Genomic DNA, 21,510 nt, shown 5'->3' on the forward strand with positions numbered 1-21,510 from the left:
CTGGCGGCCGACCGCGACCTCGCGGCGGACGACGCACCCCCCGCCGTCACGGCCCCGGCCGTCCCGGCGGACAGACATTGGCGGCTGCGGCACCTGCCGGTGCTCCTGCTGGCCTCCGCCGTGCTGGTCGCGCTCGCCGCGCTGGTGGGCGGTCTGACCTCGGGTACGACCGGCGCGATCGGCGCGGCGGTTGGCGTCGCCGTCGTCACTTTCAGTTACACATCGTCCACGCTGGTCGTGGCCTGGGCCGATTCGGTCGACCCACAACTGGTCCTCCCGTTCGGCCTGGCGATGTACGCGGCCAAATTCTCCGTGTTCGGGGTGTTGATGGCCGCCGCGGCTGCTACGGGCTGGCCAGGGCTGGTGCCGTTGGCGCTCGGCGTGGTCGCCGGCGTGTCGGTCTGGACCGGGGTGCACATCTGGTGGATCACTGCTGTTCACCTGCGGCGGACCACCGGATAGCACGGCGCGGCGAAAAACTGTCCGTGATCGGTCATTTCCCAAGTGGCCCAAGGGGAGTAGCGTGCCACCAGACGACGCTGCGCCCCGGAACGCCCACACACATCGGTTGTGCGGGGGGTGCCTCCTTGCCTCGTATTTCTGGCTGATATCGTTCGCCCCGTCATGGCCGGTGACCAAACCCCCCAACCCGCTGACGGCTCGGGCGCGCATCCGCCGCCCAACGCCGGACAGGGGATGACCGCGCTCGCATACCTGATCGCAGGGATGTTGGTGTGGGGGTTCATCGGCTGGCTGGTCGACCGGTGGCTCGAGACCGATGGTGTCGCCATCGGAATCGGCGTGGTACTCGGCGCGGCCGGGGGGATCTACCTGGTCATCCGCCGGCTCGGCGCGCCGCCTAACTAGGGAAGGGACGCGGTGATCGGACAGTCGGTCGTCCTCGCGGAGGGCGATACCCCGTTTCCACCCAGCGTGGGGGACTTCTTCCTGCCCAGCATTGTCCCGTACGGCGGGCACTCGCTGTGGGTCACCAAGATCACCCTGCTGGTCTGGTTCGCTGTCGGTGTGCTCATCCTGTTCTTCCTGCTGAGCTACCGCAATCCGCAGCTGGTGCCGAGCAAGAAGCAGTGGTTCGCCGAGTCGATCTACGGCTTCGTGCGCAACAACATCGCCGTGGAGATGATCGGGCACCGCGGAGTCGCCTTCGCGCCGTACTTCACCACGCTCTTCTGCTTCATCCTGCTGACCAACGCGTTCAGCATCGTTCCACTGATCCAGATCTCCCCGAACTCGCACATCGCCTTCCCGGCGATCTTCGCGGCGATCAGCTATGTGATGTTCATCTGGGTGGGCATCCGGCACCACGGGGCGGTGAAGTTCTTCAAGAACTCGCTCATCCCGCCGGCGCCGTGGTACATCCTGCCGTTGCTGATCCCGATCGAGGCATTCTCGACGTTCCTGGTTCGCCCGTTCTCGCTGGCCGTGCGTCTGTTCGCGAACATGTTCGCCGGCCACATGCTCCTGCTGGTCTTCACTCTCGGCGGATTCGCGATGCTCAACGCGAACGCGCTGCTGGCGCCGATCTCGGTGCTCTCCTGGGTGATGACCGTCGCGCTGACCTTCCTCGAAGCACTGGTCATCGTCCTACAGGCCTATGTGTTCGTCGTGCTGACGGCAAGCTACGTGCAGGGCGCTGTCGCCGAAGAGCACTGATTCACAACCGCACAACCGTTGTCGTCCCGCGTGACCGTCACGCGTGATAACCAGGAGGAACCAACTAATGGACATCGCCGCAGTAGAGGGCAGCGTCGCCGCCATCGGTTACGGCCTTGCCGCCATCGGCCCCGGTATCGGCGTCGGCCTGGTCTTCGCCGCGTACATCAACTCGACGGCGCGTCAGCCCGAGTCGTCGCGGATCACCCTGCCCTACGTCTGGATCGGCTTCGCCGTGATCGAGGCGCTCGCGCTGCTCGGCATCGCGTTCGGCTTCATCTGGCAGGGCACGCTCTCCTAGTCCTGCCCGCCTTCGTCAACGGAGGGTTCACATGGAATTTCTCGCCGCTGCGGAAGGCGCCGCCGAGCACAACCCGATCATCCCGCTCTGGCAGGAGATCGTCGTTGGTTCGGTCGCCTTCGCGCTGCTCTGCTTCGTGCTGATGAAGTTCGTCTTCCCGCGTATGGAGCAGACCTTCCAGGCGCGGGTCGAAGCGATCGAGGGTGGCATCAAGCGGGCCGAGGTCGCGCAGGCCGAGGCCAACCAGCTGCTTGAGCAGTACCGGGCCCAGTTGGCGGAGGCACGTACCGACGCCGCCAAGATCCGTGACGACGCGCGGGCCGACGCCGAGGGCATCCGACAGGACGTCCTGGCCAAGGCGCGCGAGGAGTCCGACCGGATCATCGCGCTCGGCAAGGAACAGCTTGCCGCCGAACGGCAGACGATCTCGCGCGAACTGCGCGCCGAGCTCGGCACGCTCGCGGTCGACCTGGCCAGCAAGATCGTCGGTGAGTCGCTGGCCGACGAGGCACGTCAGAAGGGCACGGTCGAGCGCTTCCTGACCGGGCTCGAGAGCGCGGGGGCCCGCTGATGCAGGCCGCCAGCCGGGAGTCGTACGCCGCCGCGGCGGAGCGTCTGGACGCGTACGCCCAGACCGCCCAGCCGTCGGCGATCGCCGACACCGCCGACGGGATCCTCGCCGTGGCCGATCTGCTGCGCCGTGAGGCGCGGCTACGGCGGGCCCTGTCCGACCCGGCCCGCTCCGGCGAGGAGCGGGCCGACCTGCTCGGCAGCCTGGTCGGCGGCAAGGTGACCTCGGACGCGTCCGAGCTGCTCACCGCCCTGGTGACCGGTCGCTGGTCGGCACCGTCGGAACTGTTGACCGGTGTCGAGCGGCTCGGCGTGGAGGCACTGCTGGCCAGTGCCGACCGGGCCGACGACCTCGGCGAGGTCGAGGACGAGCTGTTCCGCTTCGGCCAGGTGGTCGGCGGGGACACCGGACTGAGCAACGCCCTGTCCGACCCGATCGCGCCGGTGGCGCAGCGGGCCGAACTGGTCCGGAGCCTGCTGTCCGGCAAGGCGAAGCCGTCGACCATCCGACTGGCCGAGGTGGCTCTGGCCGGCTTCGGTGGACGGTCCTTCTCCAACGGGCTCACCCGCCTGGTGGAGCTGGCCGCCGACCGCCGTGACCGGCAGGTGGCCTACGTGACCGTCGCGGCGCCCCTCGGTGAGGAAGAGGAGCGCCGGCTGAGCACCAAGCTGACCGAGATCTACGGTCGGGAGGTCACCGTCAAGCAGACGGTCGACCCGCACGTGCTCGGCGGGCTGAGCGTCCAGGTCGGTGCCGATCTCTACGACGGCACCATCCTGCGCCGACTCACCGAAACCCGTAACGCGCTCACCAAGCGCTGAACGAACAACGCCGTACTTAGCCTGCCGCTCTGAGTTAACTCCGGGCCCTGAATAGAGGAAGCAGAGGATGGCCGAGCTGACCATCTCGTCGGAGGAGATCCGCGGCGCCCTGGAGCGCTACGTCTCCTCCTATTCGCCCGACATCTCCCGCGAGGAGGTCGGCACTGTCGCCGACGCCGGTGACGGCATCGCGCACATCGAGGGGCTTCCCTCGACGATGGCCAACGAGCTGCTGGAGTTCGAGGACGGCACGCTCGGTGTGGCGCTCAACCTCGACGTCCGGGAGATCGGCACCGTGGTGCTCGGCGACTACGCCGGCATCGAGGAGGGCCAGCGCGTCAAGCGCACCGGCCGGGTGCTCTCCGTCCCGGTCGGCGATGCCTTCCTGGGTCGCGTGGTGAACGCGCTCGGTGCCCCGATCGACGGTCTCGGTGAGATCGCCAACGAGGGCTTCCGTGAGCTCGAGCTGCAGGCGCCGAACGTCATGGCCCGGCAGGGTGTCACCGAGGCACTCCAGACCGGTATCAAGGCCATCGACGCGATGACCGCGATCGGCCGGGGTCAGCGTCAGCTGATCATCGGTGACCGGAAGACCGGCAAGACCACGGTCGCCATCGACACGATCCTGAACCAGCGGGACAACTGGCGGTCGGGTGACCCGGCCAAGCAGGTCCGCTGCATCTATGTGGCGATCGGCCAGAAGGCCTCCACCATCGCCTCGGTGAAGGGCCTGCTGGAGGAGCAGGGCGCGATGGAGTACACCACCATCGTCGCCTCGCCCGCCTCCGACCCGGCCGGCTTCAAGTACATCGCCCCGTACGCCGGCTCGTCCATCGGGCAGCACTGGATGTACGGCGGCAAGCACGTCCTGATCGTCTTCGACGACCTGACCAAGCAGGCCGAGGCGTACCGCGCCGTGTCGCTGCTGCTGCGCCGCCCGCCGGGCCGTGAGGCCTACCCGGGTGACGTCTTCTACCTGCACTCCCGCCTGCTGGAGCGCTGCGCCAAGCTCTCCGACGAGCTGGGTGGCGGCTCGATGACCGGTCTGCCGATCATCGAGACCAAGGGCAACGACATCTCGGCGTTCATCCCGACCAACGTCATCTCGATCACCGACGGACAGATCTTCCTCGAGGGCGAGCTGTTCAACCAGGGTGTCCGGCCGGCGATCAACGTCGGTACCTCGGTCTCCCGGGTCGGTGGCGCGGCGCAGGTCAAGCCGATGAAGAAGGTCGCCGGTCGGCTCCGGCTGGACCTGGCCCAGTACCGCGAGCTGGAGGCGTTCGCCGCCTTCGCCTCGGACCTGGACAAGGCGTCCCGCAACCAGCTGGACCGTGGTGCCCGCCTGGTCGAGCTGCTCAAGCAGCCGAACTACTCGCCGTTCGCGGTCGAGGAGCAGGTGGTGTCGGTCTGGGCCGGCACCGAGGGCAAGCTTGACGACATCGCGGTGGCCGACGTCCGCCGGTTCGAGAACGAGTTCCTCGAGTTCCTGAAGCACAACTACAAGTCGACCCTCGACTCGATCGCCGCCAACAACTGGGGCTCCGACGAGCCGGCCGCCCTGGACGAGGCGATCAGCCGGTTCAAGGCCCAGTTCCTGGGTAAGCAGGACGAGGTGAAGGTCAACGAGACGGCGGCCGAGCCGCTTGAGGGCGACGAGAACCGCGAGACCGTGACCCGGTACCGGGATGGCGGGACTGACGCTGCGGTAGAGAAGTAGGGCTGACCAATGGCGGCCCAGGTTCGCGTTCTTCGTCAACGAATCCGCTCGGCGAAGTCGATGAAGAAGATCACCAAGGCGATGGAGCTCGTGGCGACGAGCCGGATCGCCAAGGCCCAGGCCCGGGTTGCGGCGTCCCTGCCGTACGCCCAGGCCATCACCGGTGTGCTCACCGCGCTGGCGTCCAACGCGGCGATCGACCACCCGCTGCTCACCGCCCGTCCGCGGGTGCGTCGGGCCGGGGTCGTGGTGGTCACCAGTGACCGCGGCCTGGCCGGCGGTTACAGCTCCAACGCGATCAGAACGGCCGAGTCGCTGCTGGCTCGGCTGCGCAACGAGGGCAAGGAGCCGGTGCTCTACGTCATCGGCCGCAAGGGCGTCACCTTCTACCGGTTCCGCAACCGGCCGATCGAGGCGAGCTGGACCGGGTTCTCGGAGCAGCCGTCGTTCGCGGACGCCCGGCAGGTGGGTGAGACGCTGATCAAGGCGTTCGGCCACGGCGCGGACGACGAGAGCGGCAGCGGCGGCATCGACGGCGTACTGGGGGTGGACGAGTTGCACATCGTCTACACCGAGTTCAAGTCGCTGATGACGCAGAACCCGGTTACGAAGATCATTGGTCCGATGGAGGTCGAGGACCGTCCGCGGTCCGAGGGCCTGCTGCCGGCGTACGAGTTCGAGCCGGAAGCCGAGGCGCTGCTCGACGCGCTGCTGCCGAAGTACATCAACACCCGGATCTACGCGGCGTTGATCGAATCGGCGGCGAGTGAGTCGGCGGCACGGCGGCGCGCGATGAAGAGCGCGACCGACAACGCCGAGGACATGATCGACAGATACACGCGTGAGATGAACTCGGCCCGCCAGGCCGGGATCACCCAGGAGATCAGTGAGATCGTCGGCGGCGCCAACGCGCTGGCCGCGTCGGGAAGTGAAGTGTGATGACTGCACCAGTAGAGACGAAGACCGCCACCGGTCGGGTGGTACGGGTCATCGGCCCGGTCGTCGACGCCGAGTTCCCGCGCGACTCGATGCCGGAAATCTTCAACGCCCTCAACGTCACCGTCTCGCTCTCCGGTGGAGAGAAGACGCTGACCCTGGAGGTCGCCCAGCACCTGGGCGACAACATGATCCGGGCCATCTCGATGCAGCCGACCGATGGCATGGTCCGCGGCGCCGAGGTGCGGGACACCGGCAACCCGATCATGGTGCCGGTGGGTGACGGCACCAAGGGCCACGTGTTCAACGCGATCGGCGAGTGCCTCAACCTCAAGGAGGGCGAGAAGCTCCAGGTGTCCGACCGGTGGGGTATCCACCGCAAGGCCCCGGCTTTCGCCGACCTGGAGCCGAAGACCGAGATGCTGGAGACCGGCATCAAGGTTCTCGACCTGCTCGCCCCGTACGTCAAGGGTGGCAAGATCGGCCTGTTCGGCGGCGCGGGTGTGGGCAAGACCGTGCTGATCCAGGAAATGATCATCCGGGTTGCGAACAACTTCGGTGGTACCTCGGTCTTCGCCGGGGTGGGGGAGCGGACCCGCGAGGGCAACGACCTCATCCACGAGATGACCGAGTCCGGGGTTATCGAGAAGACCGCCCTGGTCTACGGCCAGATGGACGAGCCGCCGGGCACCCGTCTGCGGGTCGCCCTCTCCGCGCTGACCATGGCGGAGTACTTCCGGGACGTGCAGAAGCAGGAGGTGTTGCTCTTCATCGACAACATCTTCCGGTTCACCCAGGCCGGTTCGGAGGTGTCCACCCTGCTGGGCCGGATGCCGAGCGCCGTGGGTTACCAGCCGACGCTCGCCGACGAGATGGGTGAGCTGCAGGAGCGGATCACGTCGGTCCGGGGGCAGGCGATCACCTCGATGCAGGCGATCTACGTGCCCGCCGACGACTACACCGACCCGGCACCGGCGACCACCTTCGCCCACCTGGACGCGACCACCAACCTGGAGCGGTCGATCTCCGACAAGGGCATCTACCCGGCGGTGGACCCGCTGGCGTCCTCCTCGCGGATCCTCGCCCCGGAGTACGTCGGGCTGGAGCACTACACCGTCGCCTCCGAGGTGAAGCGGATCCTGCAGCGCTACAAGGACCTGCAGGACATCATCGCCATCCTCGGTATCGAAGAGCTCTCCGAGGAAGACAAGATCACGGTTGGCCGGGCCCGCCGGATCGAGCGCTTCCTGTCGCAGAACACCTTCGCGGCCGAGGTCTTCACCGGCATCAAGGGTTCGTACGTGCCGGTCAAGGACACCGTCGAGGCGTTCAAGAAGATCAGCGAGGGTGAGTTCGATCACTTCCCCGAGCAGGCGTTCTTCATGTGCGGTGGCCTGGACGACCTGGAGCGCAACGCACGCGAGCTGATGAAGTAACCAGTTTTCCGTACCACAGAAAGGGACCGCGCCGGCTGACCGCCGACGCGGTCCCTTTCTCGCGGGCCCCGACCGGTGTCCGGCGCAGTTGATCTTCCAGGTGTCCACCCAGAAACCGGCGCTACGCTCTGCAACGTCCGTGCCCCCACCAGGGGGCTACCCGAATCCGTCGGGGCGCGACGATGGGAGATGCCTGGTGACCGACCTCGGTACGCCGACCACGCACGGCAGGCGCAGGAAGAAGTCGGCGGTGCCGCGCTGGGCGCGACTCTGCACGATCTTCGGAACCGTGCTCATCGTGCTCAGCGGGGTGGTACTGGTCGGGTTCGAGGCGTTGCTCTCCCGCTACCAGGGCGCGGTGGCCAGTGCCGACCTCTTCGGCGACGAGGGGCCGGGCAGCCCGCCGCCCAAGATCTCCGACATCAAGGGCCCGATCAACATCCTGCTGGTCGGCATCGACCCCCGGCAGCCGTCGACCCCGCCGCTGGCCGACTCGATCATGATCCTGCACGTGCCGGCCGGGATGGACCGGGCCTATCTCTTCTCGATGCCGCGCGACCTGCGGGTGGACATCCCCGCCTTCCCGAAGGCGAACTACGCCGGCGGCAACGACCGGCTCAACGCGGCCATGTCGCACGGCAGCCTGGTGCCGGGCAAGAACCCGGACGCGGCCAAGGGATTCGAACTGCTCCAGACCACGATCAGTAACTACACCGGGATCAAGCGGTTCGACGCGGGTGCGATCCTCAACTTCGGTGGCTTCAAGAAGATCGTCGACGCGATGGGCGGGGTCGACATGTATATCGACGCCGACACCAAGTCCGAGCACCTCCAACCGGACGGCACCCCGCGTCCGGGCAACCCGAACGGCGAGGGGTACATCGGGCCGCAGCGCGAGTACAAGAAGGGTCAGACCCACCTCAACGGCTGGCAGGCGCTGGACTACGTACGGCAGCGCAAGACGTTGGTGGACGGCGACTACGGGCGGCAGCGGCACCAGCAGCAGTTCATCCGGGCGATGGCCAGCCAGGCGTTCAGCCGGGACGTGGTGACCAACCCGCTCAAGCTCGACGCGGTGCTGCGCGCGGCCGGTCAGTCCCTGATCTTCAGCGGTCGCGGGCACAGCGTCGCCGACTGGGCCTTCGCCCTGCGTGACCTGCGCGCCGACTCGATGACTCTGATCAAGCTGCCGCACGCCCCGGTCGGTACGGCCAGCAACTACCAGGGCGAGCAGTTGAAGGACCCGGCGCCGGACTTCTTCGCCTCCGTACAGGCCGACACGCTCGATACGTTCGTGGCCGCCCACCCCGATCTGATCAACACGGACAAGTAGCCGGGGGTGCTTCTCGCCACCCGCCGTGGGAACGGGACGGGTGCGCGACTAGACTCGGTTGAATCCCGTCGCCGTACAAGGAGACAGCGTGGCAAATCAGCTACACGTCGAGCTCGTAGCCGTCGAGGAGCGGGTCTGGTCCGGTGACGCCGAGATGGTCGTCGCACGGACGACCGAAGGCGAGCTCGGAGTGCTGCCGGGCCACGCACCGCTGCTGGGACAGCTCGCGGAGCCCGGCCAGGTCCGGATCAAGCTTGCCGGTGGTGAGCAGATCACCTACGAGGTGGCCGGTGGCTTCCTCTCGGTGACCGGCTCGGGCGTCACCGTCCTCGCCGAGAGCGCCACGCCGGTCACCGCCGCTTCGACGCGCTGACCCGGCACGTCGGTGCTGGTTCTGGAGTGGATCGGGGTCGGCGTACTGGTGGTCCTCGCCGGGCTGCTCGTACTCTTCGTCCGGCGCGCCCTGGTGACCCGCTCGGGCGGCATCATCCGGCTCAGCGTACGGGTGTCGACGATGCTCGACGGCCGGGGTTGGTCGCCGGGCTTCGGCCGCTTCACCGACGATGAACTGCGCTGGTACCGGATGTTCAGTTTCGCCATCCGGCCCAAGCGGGTGCTCGCCCGTCGCGGGCTGGCGGTGGAGCGCCGTCGACTGCCGGAGGGCCAGGAACAGTTCTCCATGCCGGCCGACTGGGTGATCCTGCTCTGTACCAGCCACCAGGCACCGGTGGAGATCGCGATGGCGCAGTCCACGGTGACCGGGTTCCTCTCGTGGCTTGAGGCCGCCCCGCCCGGGGCGGTCTCGCCGCGTCTGGGCGCACACGACTGGCCGGCCGCCTGACGAACGGCCGTGCAGAACTCGAACGGCCGCACACGCTGAAACGCCCGACCCCGCGTACATCGGGGGCCGGGCGTCTGTCGTCCGAGGGCGGGCGGGGCGGTTCGGTCAGGGGGCGGATTCGCCCGTGCCGGCGCCCAGCGGGGAGAGCGTCGGGTCGAACGCCCGGCTCCGGATCGGCCGGCGGCAGTGGTAGACCAGCGCCGGGGGCAGGTTCGCCCAGACGGTACGACCCATGGTCACCTCCTCGAACCGGGCCCGGAGCGCGGCCCGCAGCCGGGCGGCCGGCGGGGTCCAGATGGCGAAGAGGTACGCGAACGTGGTGAACGCCCCGTCGTCGCTCAGGCTGTCGGCGACCGCGTCGAGCAGCGAGTGCTGGAGGTCCCCGGAGAACGCGGCCCAGGGCAGCCCGCTGACGATGACGTCGGCCCGCGCGTGCCCCCGCGAGGCCAGCAGGTCCCGCAGGTTCCGGGCGTCGGCCGAGATCACGTCGACGTCGGGGTAGCGCCGGCTGAGCGCTCCGGCGAACTCGTCGTTGATCTCGATCGCGATCTGGTGGCCCCGGCCGCCCAGCCGGCGCTGGATCTCGCCGGTGAAGGCACCGGTACCCGGTCCGAGTTCGACCACCACCGGGTCCCCGGTGCGCGGCACCGGGGCAGTGATCTTCCCAGCCAGCGCCGGGCCGCTGGGGTAGACCGCGCCGACCGACATCGGCTGGCGGACAAACTGGGTCAGGAACGTTAATTTCTCATTGGCCACGGCCCCCAAAATAGGCGATCGCCGTTCGCCGCCCGTCGTCCGGATGGCCCGATCTTCGGCCACTCGGAGGAGGTGCCCCGACCGGAGGCAGGACGGTCGGGAAAGTCCGACTACGTATGGTTGCCGGATGGGGATGAGCCGGCCGTGGCGGGTGGACGTGCTGCTCGGCGTCGTCGGGGTCACGCTCGGGCTGACCAACGGACTGCTCGGTTGGGCCGACAGCGGCGACGTACCGGTGGCCGTCGGCCTCGCCACCGCCGCCGGAGTGAGCCTGGCCGGGGTACGCCGGTGGCCGTTGCCGGTCCTGCTGGCCGAGTGCGCGCTGCTCGTGGTGACCGACCGCCTGGCGCCGACGAACAGCGGGATCGCGCAGATCGGGCTGGCCGTCGCGCTCGCCGTGGTGGCGTACCACGAGCGCTGGCCGGGGATCGCGGTGGCGTTTCTCCTCTCCTTCGCGGCGACCCTGGTCGACGTGATCGACCCCGGCACCCAGCAACTGCTGCTCGGCCGGCAGGCCGTCGTACGGGTGCTCGCCATCGCCGCCCTCGTCGCCGCGCCGATCGCGTTCGGCCGCTACCTGCACGGGCAGCGCCGCGCCGCGCGGGTCGCCGAGGAACGGGCCCGGGAGGTGGAGGCCCGACGGGCGGTGGAGACCCGTGCCGCCCGCCTCGCCGAGCGCACCAGCATCGCCCGTGACCTGCACGACATCGTCGCCCACCACGTCAGCGCGATCGCCCTGCGGGCCGGCGCCGCCCAATACGCCGCCCGGCACACCGGCGAGGTCGACGGCGCGGTACAGGCCCTCGGGGAACTGCGCAGCACCGCCGGCCGGGCCCTCGACGAGCTGCGCGAACTGCTGGAGGTGCTGCGTGACCCCGAGGCCGTCGAGTCGGACACCGTGCTGGTCGAGCCCGAGCAGGTGCTCGGTGAGGCGGTACGGCGGGTACGGGCGGCCGGCATGACCGTACGGCTCGACGTCGCCGAGCCGGTGGTGACCGCGCCGCTGGTGGTGCGTACGACCGCCGCCCGGCTGATCCAGGAGGGGCTGACCAACAGCCTCAAGCACGCCGGTCCGGGGGCCGCCGTCTCGGTGCACCTGCACACCGATCGGGGCGCGCTCCTGGTCGAGGTGCTCGACGACGGCTCCGAGCGGGCGCATCCGGGCGGCTCGGCACTGCCGCCGTCCGGGCACGGTCTGGCCGGGATGCGCGAACGGGTCGACCTGCTCGGTGGCCGGATGACCGCCGGACCGACCGGTGCCGGCGGTTGGCGCCTCGCCGCCCGCCTACCGATCCGGGGCGAGTCGTGATCCGGGTACTCGTGGTGGACGACCAGGCGCTGGTCCGTGCCGGAGTGACCCTGCTGCTGCGTACGGCCGGCGGGTTCGACATCGTCGGCGAGGCCGGGGACGGGCACGAGGCCGTACGCCTGGCCGAGCGGCTGCGCCCGGACGTGGTCCTGATGGACCTGCGGATGCCGAGGATGGACGGGATCGAGGCGACCCGCCGGATTCTCGACCACCATCCGGCCAGCCGGGTGCTGGTGCTGACCACGTTCGCCGACGACGCCGACGTCTATGGTGCGCTCGGTGCCGGGGCGATCGGCTACCTGGTCAAGGACGGTGCCCCGGAGGACCTGGTCGACGCGGTGCTCCGGGCCGCGCGGGGCGAACCGCTGCTCGCGCCGCCGGTGCTGGCCCGGATCGTGGGCCGGGCGCTGGCCGCGCACGACCGGGACGCACGGCAGGGGACCGACGACCTCCGCTCGCCTCGGCGGTTGCTCAGTGGCCGGGAACGCGAGGTGCTGGCCCTGGTCGGCGCCGGCCTGTCCAACGCCGAGATCGCCGGGCGGCTGCACCTGGGCATCACCACGGTCAAGACCCACGTCTCGGCGGCGATGGAGAAGCTCAAGCTCCGCAACCGGGTGCAGGCGGCGGTGGTGGCGCACCGGCTGGGACTGGTCGACGACGACTTCAACCCGGTCGACCCGGCGCCGGACGCGGGCGCCCCCTAGGGTGTCGGGCGGCCACCCGGAGGAGCCGCCGCGGCCGCCTGGACGACGCCGGGCGGTGGCTGTGCGGGTCACGGTGGTCGGATGGAGATCTTCGCCGTGTTCGTCGACTGGCTCACCCGCCTACCGACCGGTTGGTTCTACCTGACCGCCGCCGTGGTGCTGGCCGCCGAGGTCGGGATCCTGGTCGGCATGGTGCTGCCGGCGGCGACCACCATGCTGACCGTGGGTTTCCTGGCCCGCGCCGGTGACCTGGACGTGCCGACCGCGCTCGCGGTGACCAGCGTGGCGGCGATGCTCGGCGACCACCTCGGTTTCCTGGAGGGGCGGCTGGTCGGACCTCGGCTGCGGCGGGGACGGTTCGGTCGGCGGATCGACGCCGCCCGGTGGGAGCGGGCGGAACGGCTGCTGACCTCCGGGGGCGGTTCGGCGATCGTGCTGGGCCGGTGGACGCCGTACGTGCGGACCCTGGTGCCCCGGGTGGCGGCGGTGGCCGGCCTGTCGTACCGGCGGTTCGCGGTGTACGACGCCGCCGCGGTGCTGGTCTGGGTGCCCGGCATCTTCCTGATCGGCTATCTCGCCGGGGCCTCGTACCTGCGGATGAGTGGGGTGATCGGCACGGTCGCGGTGGTCGTGGTGGCCGTCGGCGCGCTGGTCGCCGGGGTGGTGTGGGCCCGGCGCCGTCGGGCTCGGGGTCGCGCCCGGCGTGACCGGGAGCCCGCCACAGGATGCCGGGGAGGGGTACGACCCGGCTGGTCACCGCTGCGCCCACGAGTCCCCGGCCATCGGCGAAGCGGCCGTCCGCGCACCCGTACGCCCGCTCCGGAGCGGGACCGGTGGTGATCAGGCGGTGTCGGGGGTCCTGCGGCCGCCGGGGACCCATAGCACGTCGCCGTCGGGATTGGCCGTTCTTGCCAGGATGAACAGCAGATCCGATAGGCGATTGAGATACTTTGCCGGAAGGATGTTGGTTCGTTCCTGATCGTGGTTCACCAGTGCCCACGCCGCCCGTTCGGCGCGACGAGCCACCGTACGTGCGACGTGCAGCAACGCGGCTCCCGCGGTGCCGCCGGGCAGGATGAAGGAGTCGAGCTTGCCCAGTTCCGCGTTGTACTCGTCGCACCAGCCTTCGAGCCGGGTCACGTACTCCTCGGTCACCCGCAGCGGCGGGTACGCCGGATCCGGCTCGACCGGTGTGGCCAGGTCGGCGCCGACGTCGAAGAGGTCGTTCTGGATCGCGGCGAGCACCGTACGCAGGCCGTCGTCGAGTTGGCCGAGCGCGAGGGCCACCCCGATCGCGGCGTTGCACTCGTCCACGTCCGCGTACGCGGCGATCCGTGGGTCGGTCTTCTCCACCTGCTCGTTGTTGCTCAGCCTGGTTCGGCCGGCATCGCCGGTCCTGGTGTAGATACGGGTGAGGTGAACGGCCATGACGGACAGCGTACGGAGGTCCGACGGCGAACCGCCCACCCAGACGGTGACCGGTGGCGGAGCCGACCCGGCGGGTGTGCTGGCCGGCGGTTGGCCGGCGGCCGCCGAGACCGGTGTGACCGCCGACGTGGCGGCCGATCCCACGATCGCCGACGTGGATGTGATCAGGGTCGGCGGCGGCTCCCGGCTCGTCGGTGAGGTGCACGTCGTGGGGGCCAAGAACTCCGCGCTGAAGCTGATGGCGGTGGCACTGCTCGCCCCCGGCCGGAGCGTGATCACGAACGTGCCCCGGATCACCGACATCGCGATCATGGGTGAGGTGCTGCGCCGGCTCGGCTGCGAGGTCTCGTTCGGCGAGGACAACGGCACGTCGACCGGAACCATCGAGGGCATCCCGGTGGTCGGGGTAGCGGACGGCGTACCGGCGGAGGTACCGCCGGTGGACGGCGCCGGGCCGGTCCGCGACGTCGCCTCGACGGCCAGCGGTGAGGCCCAGGCGGCGGTGGATCTCGTCGCCCTGCCCGGTCGGGCCCGGACGGTCACCATCGACGTGCCGGAGGAACCGGGCACCGACGCAGACTACGACCTGGTACGGCGACTGCGCGCGTCGATCTGCGTCCTCGGCCCGCTGCTGGCCCGGCGCGGTTACGTCCGGGTGGCCCACCCCGGTGGCGACGCGATCGGCTCCCGTGGCCTGGACATGCACGTGTCGGGCCTGGCCCGGATGGGAGCCGAGATCGCCGGTTCGCACGGCTTCGTGATCGCCTCGGCCCCGAACGGGCTGCACGGCGCCACCATCTGGCTGGACTTCCCCAGCGTCGGCGCGACCGAGAACCTGGTCATGGCGGCGGTGCTGGCCAAGGGCGTGACGGAGATCGACAATGCGGCCCGCGAGCCGGAGATCGTCGACGTCTGCACGATGCTCTCGGCGATGGGGGCCCGGATCGAGGGTGCGGGCACCTCCACCATCCGGATCGAGGGCGTACGCGAGCTGCGCCCCGTGCGTCACCGTACCGTCGGCGACCGGATCGTCGCCGGCACCTGGGCCTTCGCGGCGGCGATGACCCGGGGCGACGTGACCGTGACCGGCGCGAGCCCGAGCTTTCTGGAGATCGCGCTGGACAAGGTGGTCTCCGCCGGTGGTCTGGTCGAGACCCGCCCCGACGCGTTCCGGGTACGGATGGACCGCCGACCCACCGCGGTCGACGTGGTCACCCTGCCGTTTCCCGGTTTCGCCACCGACCTGCTGCCGATGGCGATCGGGATGGCCTCGGTCAGCGAGGGTGCCTCGCTGATCACGGAGAACATCTTCGACGGCCGGTTCATGTTCGTGAACGAGATGGCCCGGCTCGGCGCCGACATCAGGACCGACGGGCACCACGCCGTCGTCCGGGGTCGGGAGCGCCTGTCCAGCGCCCCGGTCCGGGCCACCGACATCCGGGCCGGCGCCGGGCTGGTGATCGCCGGCCTCTGCGCCGACGGGGTGACCGAGATATCGCACGTGCACCACGTCGACCGGGGCTACCCGGACTTCGTGGCCGACCTGCGCGTTCTCGGCGTCGAGGTGGAACGCGCGACCGCCCCCGTGGGACAGAACTACTCTCTCTGATTCTCCCTCCTCCGCGTCGCCTGAGGGTTCGTTCAGGTGGCCGGATAGAGTGCGGTGAGAACAGGCGCACCAGGGAGGAGCAGGCGGATGACGGGTCGACTCGCGGTCATCGGGGCCGGACTGATGGGTTCGGGCATCGCGCAGATGGCGGCACTGGCAGGTTGGCAGGTGACGCTCCGCGACCTGGACGACGCGGCCACCCGGCGGGGCCTGGACGGCATCCGCGCCTCACTGGAGAGGTTCGCCGGCAAGGGCAGGATCGAGGCCGGCGAGGTCGACGCGACCCTCGCCCGGATCACCCCCACCACCGACCTCGGGGCGGCGGCCGACGCCGACCTGGTGGTCGAGGCGGTGTTCGAGCGGCTGGAACTCAAGCAGGACGTGTTCCGCGAACTGGACCGGATCTGCCGGCCGGACGCGGTGCTGGCCACCAACACCTCGGCCATCCCGGTCACCCAGATCGCCGCCGTGACCGACCGGCCGGAGTCGGTCGTCGGCACCCACTTCTTCTCACCGGTGCCGATGATGCAGCTCTGCGAGCTGGTACGCGGCTACAAGACCAGCGACGAGACGCTGGCCGCCGCCCGCGCGTTCGCCGAGGGGATCGGCAAGACCTGTGTGGTGGTGAACCGGGACATCGCCGGTTTCGTCACCACCCGACTGATCACCGCGCTGGTGATGGAGGCGGTCAAACTGGTCGAGTCCGGCGTGGTCTCCGCCGAGGACCTCGACACCGCGTGCAAGCTCGGCTTCGGTCACGCCATGGGCCCGCTCGCGACCATGGACCTGACCGGGGCGGACGTGTTGCTGCACGCCACCCGGAACATCTACACCGACACCGGGGACCCGAAGTTCTTCCCGCCGGAGTTGCTCCAGCGGATGGTTACCGCCGGTGACCTGGGGCGTAAGACGGGGCAGGGGTTCTACTCGTACTGACCTGGTTGTGGTGGGGCTGTGGCCCTCCGTACCCGGCTCCGAGCGGTCAGGCTTGATCTCTCCGCCGGGCACGGAGGGCCACAGCTTCGCCGGCTGGGGTCCGTGGGCGGGTGCGCGGTCGTGGTTCGTCTCAGCCGTCGCGCCGGGTGGTCCAGCGGAAGGTGCGCAGGCAGAGGAGCAGGCCGATGACGCACCAGACGGCCAGGATGAGGGCGACCTTGCCGAGCTCGTACGAGCCGCCGGGTTCCTGGGCGCCGAACGCGTCGGGCAGGAACACCGAGCGCAGGCCCTGGCACATCCACTTCAGTGGGAAGATCGCCGCCACCTGTTGCATCCAGGAGGGCAGCTCGGTGAAGACGAAGAAGACGCCGGAGATGAACTGGAGGATCAGGGCGACCGGGGTGACCACGCTGGAGGCGCTGCGGCCGCTGTTGGCCAGCGAGGAGAAGGCGATGCCGCAGAGGGTGCAGGCGGTGATGCCGAGGGCGGAGACCCAGCCGAAGGTGAGCCACTTCGCGGCGGTGTCCGGCAGCCTGAGGTCGAACAGGAGTACGGCGACGGCGAGCAGGAGGACCGTCTCGGCGACGCCGATGACGGCGACCATGATGGTCTTGCCGGCGAAGTAGACCCACTTCGGCATCGGGGTGCCGCGCAGGCGCTTGAGCACGCCCCGGTCGCGTTCGATCGGGATCTGGATCGCGAGGCTCTGGAAGCCGACGGTGAGCAGCCCGGTGGCGATCATGCCGGTGACGAAGTACTGGGTGAACTTCACCCCACCGCCGATCTCGCCCTTGAAGATCGAGGCGAAGATCAGGATCAGGACGACCGGGAAGAGCATGGTGAAGACCACCGACTCGCGGCTGCGCAGGAACTGCCGCAGTTCGAGTCGTCCCTGGCGCAGGCCCAGTTCGACCGGGCCGACGCGGCGGGGAGCCGCCAGCTGGACGGGTTGCGTGGTCGTGGTCATCACTGTCCGATCATGCGGAGGTAGATGTCTTCCAGGGTCGGGCGGGACACGGTGAGGCCGGGCACCTCGCCGCCGTACCGCGCGGCCAGTTCGGCGATCAGGGCCGTCGGCGTCGCGCTCTCCGCCTGCTGTGGCGTCCCGTCCGGGGTACGCCAGGAGACGACCGGCAACGCCTGCTGACGGTTGCCGAGTTCGGCCGGGGTGGCCACCTCGACGAGCTGCCCGGCGGTGATCACACCGACCCGGTCGGCGAGCGACTCCGCCTCGTCCAGGTAGTGCGTGGTCAGCACGATGGTGGTGCCGGCGGCGGCCAGGTCGCGGATCAGTTCCCAGAATTCGCGCCGCGCCTCCGGGTCGAAGCCGGTGGTCGGCTCGTCGAGGAAGAGCAGTTCGGGGCGGCCGATGATGCCGAGGGCGACGTCGAGCCGGCGCTTCTGGCCGCCGGAGAGGGTGTGCGTACGGGAGCGGGTCTTGTCGGTGAGCCCGACCCGACCGATCACCTCGTGTGGTTTGTCCGGGTTGGGGTAGAATGACGAGAAATGGTCGACCACCTCGCCCACGGTCAGGTCGTCGAACTCGCCGGTGCCCTGGAGCACGATCCCGACCCTCGACCGCCAGTCCCGGCCGGCGGTGTTCGGGTCGGTGCCGAGCACGCTGACCTCGCCGCCGTCGCGCCGCCGGTAGCCCTCAAGGATCTCCACCGTGGTCGTCTTGCCGGCGCCGTTCGGGCCGAGCAGGGCGAACACCTCACCGGCGCGCACCGTCAAATCGAGACCGGCGACGGCGACGTGCTCGCCGTACGACTTGCGCAGACCCCGTACGGAGATCGCGGGCTGGTCACTCATGGTTAACACTATGCGCGTCGGCGACAAGCGGTGGTCACCTGGGGCCGGGATGGCGGGGGTCCGTCAAGATCCGCTCAGCACCTCGGAGAGTGGGGCGGGGGCCAGTCCGCGCTCCTTGAGGCCGGCGAGAATGTGCGGAAGCGCCTCGTCGGTCATCGCGGCGTTCGCCTCGGTCACGTGCATGATCACCACCGAGCCTGGACGGACGTGGTCGAGCACCGCCCGGACGATCGGCTGCCACGCGGTGGCGAACGGGTCGCCGCTGACCACGTCCCCGTCCACCACGGTCAGACCGAGCGGAGCGAGCGCGGTCAGGGCCGCCGGGTCGTGGCAGAGACCGGGGAAGCGGAAGTAGCGGGTCTGCCGCCCGCCGTACGGCTCGATCACCCGGAACGTCTTCGCCACGTCCTCGGTCATCCCGTTGGACGGCACCCTCGGCAGGTCGTAGCAGTCCCCGGTGAACGCCAGGTGCCCGTACGTGTGGTTGGCCAGTTCGAAGCGGGGATTGTCGGCCAGTCGACGGGTCAGGTCGGGGTAGCGCTCGACCCACTTGCCGGTGAGGAAGAAGGTGGCCGGCAGCCGCTCCCGTTCGAGCAGGTCGATGATGCGCAGGTTGGCGTACGACTTCACCTTGCCCGTACGCAGGCTGTAGAGCATGCCGTCGGTCATGTCGGCGTCGAAGGTGAGCGCCACCCGGTTGCCCGTACGCGGGCCGTTGTCGACCACCGGTGGCCTGGTGCCCGCCCGCGTCGCACCGGGAACGGTCCCGCCCGGCGCGGTGGTGCCCTTGCCCGGTCGCGAGGTGGCGGGGCTCGGGGTGCCGGCCGGACCCAGCGCGTGGGTGCCCTGGCTCGGTGTATCCCCGTTGGGCGCGCGGTCCGGAGGCGACAGCGTCATGGTCAGCCCGATCGCGGAGGTGGCGGTGCCGACGACGGCCGCCGCGACCAGGATACCGAGCAGTAGACGGGACCGGGGTCGACTCACCCTGCAGATCATTCCAGAGGTGAGGAACGTTCAATGCCCGGTCCGGCGTATCCCCGCCCGGTTCACCCGTTGGGGCTGGTCAGACCTTGAAACCGGCGGCCCGTGCGGCTTCCCGCTCCCGGTTTCGTTCCCTGCGGCGGCGCAGCGTCCAGGGCACCAGGATCACGAAGCCGACCACGAAGAGCAGCACCAGCACCGGCAGGATGATCGCGACGAGCGACACGACCACACTGGTCGTGTCCTCGACCGTGCTGGCGACCGGGGCCCCGAGCCCGGCGGTGCCGGCGTTGATCAGCGGCCGGGCCGCCGACTTCACCGCGTGTACGCCGAACGCCACCACCACCCCGATCGCGATCGGCACCCACTGGTTGGAGGAGAAGAAGCTCCCCGGGTCGCTGACCGTCACCGTCTCCGAGCTGGAGCCGGCGCTGAACGCCAGGCCACCGGCGGTCGGTCGGACCACCGTCTGCACGAGGTCGTTGACGTGGTCGATCACCGGCACCTTGTCGGCGACGAACTCGACCGCCAGCAGCAGCGCGAGGATCGTCAGCACCCAGCCGTTGGCCAGCCACTGCCAGCTGCTCGGCAGGTCGATCAGACCGGTGAACCGGGCCAGCAGGCCCATGGTCAGCAGGGGAATGTACGCGTTCAGGCCGGCCGATGCGGCGAGACCCGTACCGGTGAGGGCTTCCAGCACGGGGTCAGCATCTCACCGCCGCGCCACTTCTGCTCGATTGGCCGGTTACGACGGCTTCCGGCGGCTTGTCGGCGTGCGCGGCGGGCGGCGGGAAGGCTCTCCGCTACCCTCGTCGGGTGCGGTTGGTGATAGCGCGATGCGCGGTGGACTACGTGGGACGACTCTCGGCGCACCTGCCGCTGGCCACCCGCCTGCTGATGGTCAAGGCGGACGGGTCGGTGTCGATCCATGCCGACGACCGGGCGTACAAGCCGCTCAACTGGATGAGCCCGCCCTGCCGGCTCGAAGAGGCACCCGGCGTGTGGCGGGTGGTGAACAAGGCCGGCGAGGAACTGCGGATCACCCTGGAGGAGGTCTTCCAGGACACCTCGTACGAGCTGGGGATCGACCCCGGCCTGCGCAAGGACGGCGTCGAGGCACACCTGCAGGAGTTGCTGGCGGCGAACCCGACCACGCTGGGCGACGGCTTCACGCTGATCCGCCGGGAGTACCCGACCGCGATCGGCCCGGTCGACCTGCTCTGCCGCGACGGCGCCTCGGTCACCGTGGCGGTCGAGGTGAAGCGGCGCGGTGACATCGACGGGGTGGAGCAGTTGACCCGCTACCTCGAACTGCTCAACCGTGACCCGCTGCTCGCCCCGGTGCACGGCGTCTTCGCCGCCCAGGAGATCAAGCCGCAGGCCCGGGTGCTCGCCGCCGACCGGGGCATCCGCTGCGTGGCCGTCAACTACGACCGCCTGCGCGGCATCGAACGCGACGAGCTGACCCTCTTCTGACCGGTCACGGTCCGGCTCCGGTCGGCCGTCTTCCAAGCGCCCGCGCCGCGATACCGGCGCGGGCGTTCGCGTACGCGGGTAGCACGATCGGATCCCGAATCCGACAGATCAGCGAGTGTCGTCGCGGGCCGGTTGTCTCGCACACTGTTCACGGGTGACCTCGATGGTCCCCGAATGAGCGAACCGGCCGCGTTCCCCCATCGCTTCGTCTCGCACGCGTCGAGCAGTCCGCCTCCTCATCCAGAGAGAAGCTGCGAATGTTGCGCCGAATCATCGCGCTCACCGTGTCTCCCGCGCTCCTCGTCCTGGCGCTCGCGGGTCCGGCCGGCGCCGTACCCGTGTCGCCGGCAGCGCCCCGCGCCGTCGTGTCCAGCACCCTGACCCCCGGCGTCGCGACAACGGCCACGATCAGCACCCCGAACCAGTCCGTCACCTACTCGTTCTCCGGTACGAACGGTCAGCACGTCACGTTCGACGTCACGGCCAGCAACTGGAACTCCGGCACGGCGTATCTGTACGTGTATAGCCCGACGAACGCGCTCGCCCGTTCGATTGCGATGGGCACCGGTGTGGCGTACGGCGATCTGACGCTCAACGCCACCGGCACCTGGACGATGATCGTCGACCCGTACGGCGCCGCCACCGGTTCGGCGACGTTCACGATGGCGTTCGCCATCGACGGCGGGGCACTGATCTCCGGAACGGCGGTTGGTACCTCGATCGGTTATCGGGGACAGATCGCGAGGTACTCCTTTGCTGGCACCAGCGGTCAGCACGTGACGTTCGACGTGACGGCGAGCGATTGGAATTCCGGTTCGGCGTATCTGTATGTGTATAGCCCGACGAATGTGCTCGCTCGCACCATC

Annotated in this window: 24 protein-coding genes and 1 pseudogene; 19 read left to right on the forward strand and 6 right to left on the reverse strand. The window is 69.6% G+C overall.

The annotated features are described in order from the left end of the window. The 12 genes from ACZ6QQ_RS18355 to ACZ6QQ_RS18410 all read left to right on the forward strand — a co-directional run bounded on the left by ACZ6QQ_RS18355 (position 1) and on the right by ACZ6QQ_RS18410 (position 9,633). Positions 1-462 carry a hypothetical protein gene (locus ACZ6QQ_RS18355; RefSeq protein ID WP_465877960.1) on the forward strand — a complete coding sequence of 154 codons (462 nt, stop codon included), beginning with the start codon at positions 1-3 and terminating at the stop codon, positions 460-462. A 162-nt stretch (positions 463-624) separates the two neighbouring features. Continuing rightward, positions 625-867, forward strand: coding sequence for an AtpZ/AtpI family protein (locus ACZ6QQ_RS18360; protein WP_465877587.1), 243 nt, complete (start codon positions 625-627; stop codon positions 865-867). Positions 868-879: 12 nt separating this feature from the next. Further along, positions 880-1,674 (forward strand): F0F1 ATP synthase subunit A, encoded by a 795-nt coding sequence (gene atpB, locus ACZ6QQ_RS18365; protein ID WP_465877588.1) that lies wholly within the window; start codon positions 880-882, stop codon positions 1,672-1,674. Between the two features lie 67 nt (positions 1,675-1,741). Beyond that, positions 1,742-1,975: a F0F1 ATP synthase subunit C gene (locus ACZ6QQ_RS18370; protein ID WP_363593346.1), complete on the forward strand. Its 234-nt coding sequence runs from the start codon at positions 1,742-1,744 to the stop codon at positions 1,973-1,975. A 31-nt stretch (positions 1,976-2,006) separates the two neighbouring features. Then, positions 2,007-2,546 carry a F0F1 ATP synthase subunit B gene (locus ACZ6QQ_RS18375; protein WP_465877589.1) on the forward strand — a complete coding sequence of 180 codons (540 nt, stop codon included), beginning with the start codon at positions 2,007-2,009 and terminating at the stop codon, positions 2,544-2,546. Continuing rightward, entirely contained in the window at positions 2,546-3,367 is an 822-nt protein-coding gene (locus ACZ6QQ_RS18380; RefSeq protein ID WP_465877590.1) for a F0F1 ATP synthase subunit delta, read from the forward strand. Before ACZ6QQ_RS18375 ends, ACZ6QQ_RS18380 begins: the two co-directional genes overlap by 1 nt. A gap of 67 nt (positions 3,368-3,434) precedes the next feature. Continuing rightward, the gene (gene atpA, locus ACZ6QQ_RS18385) at positions 3,435-5,087 is read left to right on the forward strand and encodes a F0F1 ATP synthase subunit alpha (protein WP_465877591.1); all 1,653 of its coding nucleotides are present in this window, start codon (positions 3,435-3,437) and stop codon (positions 5,085-5,087) included. A 9-nt stretch (positions 5,088-5,096) separates the two neighbouring features. Beyond that, positions 5,097-6,026 (forward strand): F0F1 ATP synthase subunit gamma, encoded by a 930-nt coding sequence (locus ACZ6QQ_RS18390; protein ID WP_465877592.1) that lies wholly within the window; start codon positions 5,097-5,099, stop codon positions 6,024-6,026. After that, positions 6,026-7,459 (forward strand): F0F1 ATP synthase subunit beta, encoded by a 1,434-nt coding sequence (gene atpD, locus ACZ6QQ_RS18395; RefSeq protein ID WP_465877594.1) that lies wholly within the window; start codon positions 6,026-6,028, stop codon positions 7,457-7,459. The genes ACZ6QQ_RS18390 and atpD overlap by 1 nt, the downstream gene beginning before the upstream one ends. A gap of 196 nt (positions 7,460-7,655) precedes the next feature. Further along, positions 7,656-8,792 carry an LCP family protein gene (locus ACZ6QQ_RS18400; RefSeq protein ID WP_465877595.1) on the forward strand — a complete coding sequence of 379 codons (1,137 nt, stop codon included), beginning with the start codon at positions 7,656-7,658 and terminating at the stop codon, positions 8,790-8,792. Positions 8,793-8,880: 88 nt separating this feature from the next. Continuing rightward, the gene (locus ACZ6QQ_RS18405) at positions 8,881-9,165 is read left to right on the forward strand and encodes a F0F1 ATP synthase subunit epsilon (protein WP_465877596.1); all 285 of its coding nucleotides are present in this window, start codon (positions 8,881-8,883) and stop codon (positions 9,163-9,165) included. A 12-nt stretch (positions 9,166-9,177) separates the two neighbouring features. Continuing rightward, positions 9,178-9,633 carry a DUF2550 domain-containing protein gene (locus ACZ6QQ_RS18410; RefSeq protein ID WP_465877597.1) on the forward strand — a complete coding sequence of 152 codons (456 nt, stop codon included), beginning with the start codon at positions 9,178-9,180 and terminating at the stop codon, positions 9,631-9,633. 105 nt (positions 9,634-9,738) lie between these two features. Here the strand turns inward: ACZ6QQ_RS18410 and ACZ6QQ_RS18415 are convergent, their stop codons facing one another. After that, positions 9,739-10,341, reverse strand: a complete 603-nt coding sequence (locus tag ACZ6QQ_RS18415; RefSeq protein ID WP_465877599.1) for a class I SAM-dependent methyltransferase — start codon at positions 10,339-10,341, stop codon at positions 9,739-9,741. Between the two features lie 175 nt (positions 10,342-10,516). Between ACZ6QQ_RS18415 and ACZ6QQ_RS18420 the strand changes: the two genes are divergently transcribed. The 3 genes from ACZ6QQ_RS18420 to ACZ6QQ_RS18430 all read left to right on the forward strand — a co-directional run bounded on the left by ACZ6QQ_RS18420 (position 10,517) and on the right by ACZ6QQ_RS18430 (position 13,242). Further along, the gene (locus ACZ6QQ_RS18420; protein WP_465877600.1) at positions 10,517-11,698 is read left to right on the forward strand and encodes a sensor histidine kinase; all 1,182 of its coding nucleotides are present in this window, start codon (positions 10,517-10,519) and stop codon (positions 11,696-11,698) included. Continuing rightward, complete coding sequence (locus ACZ6QQ_RS18425) at positions 11,695-12,402, forward strand: response regulator (protein ID WP_465877601.1); 708 nt, start codon at positions 11,695-11,697, stop codon at positions 12,400-12,402. The genes ACZ6QQ_RS18420 and ACZ6QQ_RS18425 overlap by 4 nt, the downstream gene beginning before the upstream one ends. An 81-nt stretch (positions 12,403-12,483) precedes the next feature. Next, positions 12,484-13,242, forward strand: a complete 759-nt coding sequence (locus ACZ6QQ_RS18430; RefSeq protein ID WP_465877602.1) for a DedA family protein — start codon at positions 12,484-12,486, stop codon at positions 13,240-13,242. Here ACZ6QQ_RS18430 and ACZ6QQ_RS18435 read toward each other — a convergent pair whose 3' ends face one another. After that, positions 13,243-13,830, reverse strand: a complete 588-nt coding sequence (locus tag ACZ6QQ_RS18435) for a cob(I)yrinic acid a,c-diamide adenosyltransferase (protein WP_465877603.1) — start codon at positions 13,828-13,830, stop codon at positions 13,243-13,245. It abuts the gene before it with no gap. A 157-nt stretch (positions 13,831-13,987) separates the two neighbouring features. Here ACZ6QQ_RS18435 and murA point away from each other — a divergent pair. Then, positions 13,988-15,439, forward strand: a pseudogene (gene murA / locus ACZ6QQ_RS18440) (UDP-N-acetylglucosamine 1-carboxyvinyltransferase); the annotation flags it as partial. Positions 15,440-15,526: 87 nt separating this feature from the next. Further along, positions 15,527-16,375, forward strand: a complete 849-nt coding sequence (locus ACZ6QQ_RS18445) for a 3-hydroxyacyl-CoA dehydrogenase family protein (protein WP_465877605.1) — start codon at positions 15,527-15,529, stop codon at positions 16,373-16,375. 130 nt (positions 16,376-16,505) lie between these two features. Here the strand turns inward: ACZ6QQ_RS18445 and ACZ6QQ_RS18450 are convergent, their stop codons facing one another. The 4 genes from ACZ6QQ_RS18450 to ACZ6QQ_RS18465 all read right to left on the reverse strand — a co-directional run bounded on the left by ACZ6QQ_RS18450 (position 16,506) and on the right by ACZ6QQ_RS18465 (position 19,868). Next, positions 16,506-17,342, reverse strand: a complete 837-nt coding sequence (locus ACZ6QQ_RS18450) for an ABC transporter permease (RefSeq protein WP_465877606.1) — start codon at positions 17,340-17,342, stop codon at positions 16,506-16,508. Beyond that, a complete protein-coding gene (locus tag ACZ6QQ_RS18455) occupies positions 17,342-18,187 on the reverse strand; it encodes an ABC transporter ATP-binding protein (RefSeq protein ID WP_465877607.1) in 846 nt (281 codons plus the stop codon). The genes ACZ6QQ_RS18450 and ACZ6QQ_RS18455 overlap by 1 nt, the downstream gene beginning before the upstream one ends. Before the next feature lie 63 nt (positions 18,188-18,250). Next, a complete protein-coding gene (locus tag ACZ6QQ_RS18460; protein ID WP_465877608.1) occupies positions 18,251-19,171 on the reverse strand; it encodes a polysaccharide deacetylase family protein in 921 nt (306 codons plus the stop codon). Between the two features lie 79 nt (positions 19,172-19,250). Beyond that, positions 19,251-19,868: a DUF4126 domain-containing protein gene (locus ACZ6QQ_RS18465; protein ID WP_465877609.1), complete on the reverse strand. Its 618-nt coding sequence runs from the start codon at positions 19,866-19,868 to the stop codon at positions 19,251-19,253. Between the two features lie 116 nt (positions 19,869-19,984). On the opposite strand from ACZ6QQ_RS18465, the gene nucS reads away from it, so the two are divergent. Together nucS and ACZ6QQ_RS18475 are read left to right on the forward strand one after the other, a co-directional pair. After that, positions 19,985-20,644, forward strand: coding sequence for an endonuclease NucS (gene nucS / locus ACZ6QQ_RS18470; protein ID WP_465877610.1), 660 nt, complete (start codon positions 19,985-19,987; stop codon positions 20,642-20,644). A gap of 257 nt (positions 20,645-20,901) precedes the next feature. Further along, on the forward strand, positions 20,902-21,510 hold a 609-nt coding region (locus tag ACZ6QQ_RS18475), incomplete at its 3' end, for a hypothetical protein (RefSeq protein ID WP_465877611.1).

The organism is Micromonospora sp. NPDC049529 (assembly GCF_055586685.1).

Bases quoted from the DNA above. Each gene is read 5' to 3' on its own strand.
- atpA (WP_465877591.1), top strand. From the start codon at position 3,435: ATGGCCGAGCTGACCATCTCGTCGGAGGAGATCCGCGGCGCCCTGGAG.
- ACZ6QQ_RS18450 (WP_465877606.1), bottom strand. From the start codon at position 17,342: ATGACCACGACCACGCAACCCGTCCAGCTGGCGGCTCCCCGCCGCGTC.
- ACZ6QQ_RS18380 (WP_465877590.1), top strand. From the start codon at position 2,546: ATGCAGGCCGCCAGCCGGGAGTCGTACGCCGCCGCGGCGGAGCGTCTG.
- ACZ6QQ_RS18415 (WP_465877599.1), bottom strand. From the start codon at position 10,341: ATGTCGGTCGGCGCGGTCTACCCCAGCGGCCCGGCGCTGGCTGGGAAG.
- ACZ6QQ_RS18375 (WP_465877589.1), top strand. From the start codon at position 2,007: ATGGAATTTCTCGCCGCTGCGGAAGGCGCCGCCGAGCACAACCCGATC.
- ACZ6QQ_RS18390 (WP_465877592.1), top strand. From the start codon at position 5,097: ATGGCGGCCCAGGTTCGCGTTCTTCGTCAACGAATCCGCTCGGCGAAG.
- ACZ6QQ_RS18430 (WP_465877602.1), top strand. From the start codon at position 12,484: ATGGAGATCTTCGCCGTGTTCGTCGACTGGCTCACCCGCCTACCGACC.
- ACZ6QQ_RS18435 (WP_465877603.1), bottom strand. From the start codon at position 13,830: ATGGCCGTTCACCTCACCCGTATCTACACCAGGACCGGCGATGCCGGC.
- ACZ6QQ_RS18360 (WP_465877587.1), top strand. From the start codon at position 625: ATGGCCGGTGACCAAACCCCCCAACCCGCTGACGGCTCGGGCGCGCAT.
- ACZ6QQ_RS18445 (WP_465877605.1), top strand. From the start codon at position 15,527: ATGACGGGTCGACTCGCGGTCATCGGGGCCGGACTGATGGGTTCGGGC.
- ACZ6QQ_RS18455 (WP_465877607.1), bottom strand. From the start codon at position 18,187: ATGAGTGACCAGCCCGCGATCTCCGTACGGGGTCTGCGCAAGTCGTAC.
- ACZ6QQ_RS18370 (WP_363593346.1), top strand. From the start codon at position 1,742: ATGGACATCGCCGCAGTAGAGGGCAGCGTCGCCGCCATCGGTTACGGC.
- atpD (WP_465877594.1), top strand. From the start codon at position 6,026: ATGACTGCACCAGTAGAGACGAAGACCGCCACCGGTCGGGTGGTACGG.
- ACZ6QQ_RS18420 (WP_465877600.1), top strand. From the start codon at position 10,517: ATGGGGATGAGCCGGCCGTGGCGGGTGGACGTGCTGCTCGGCGTCGTC.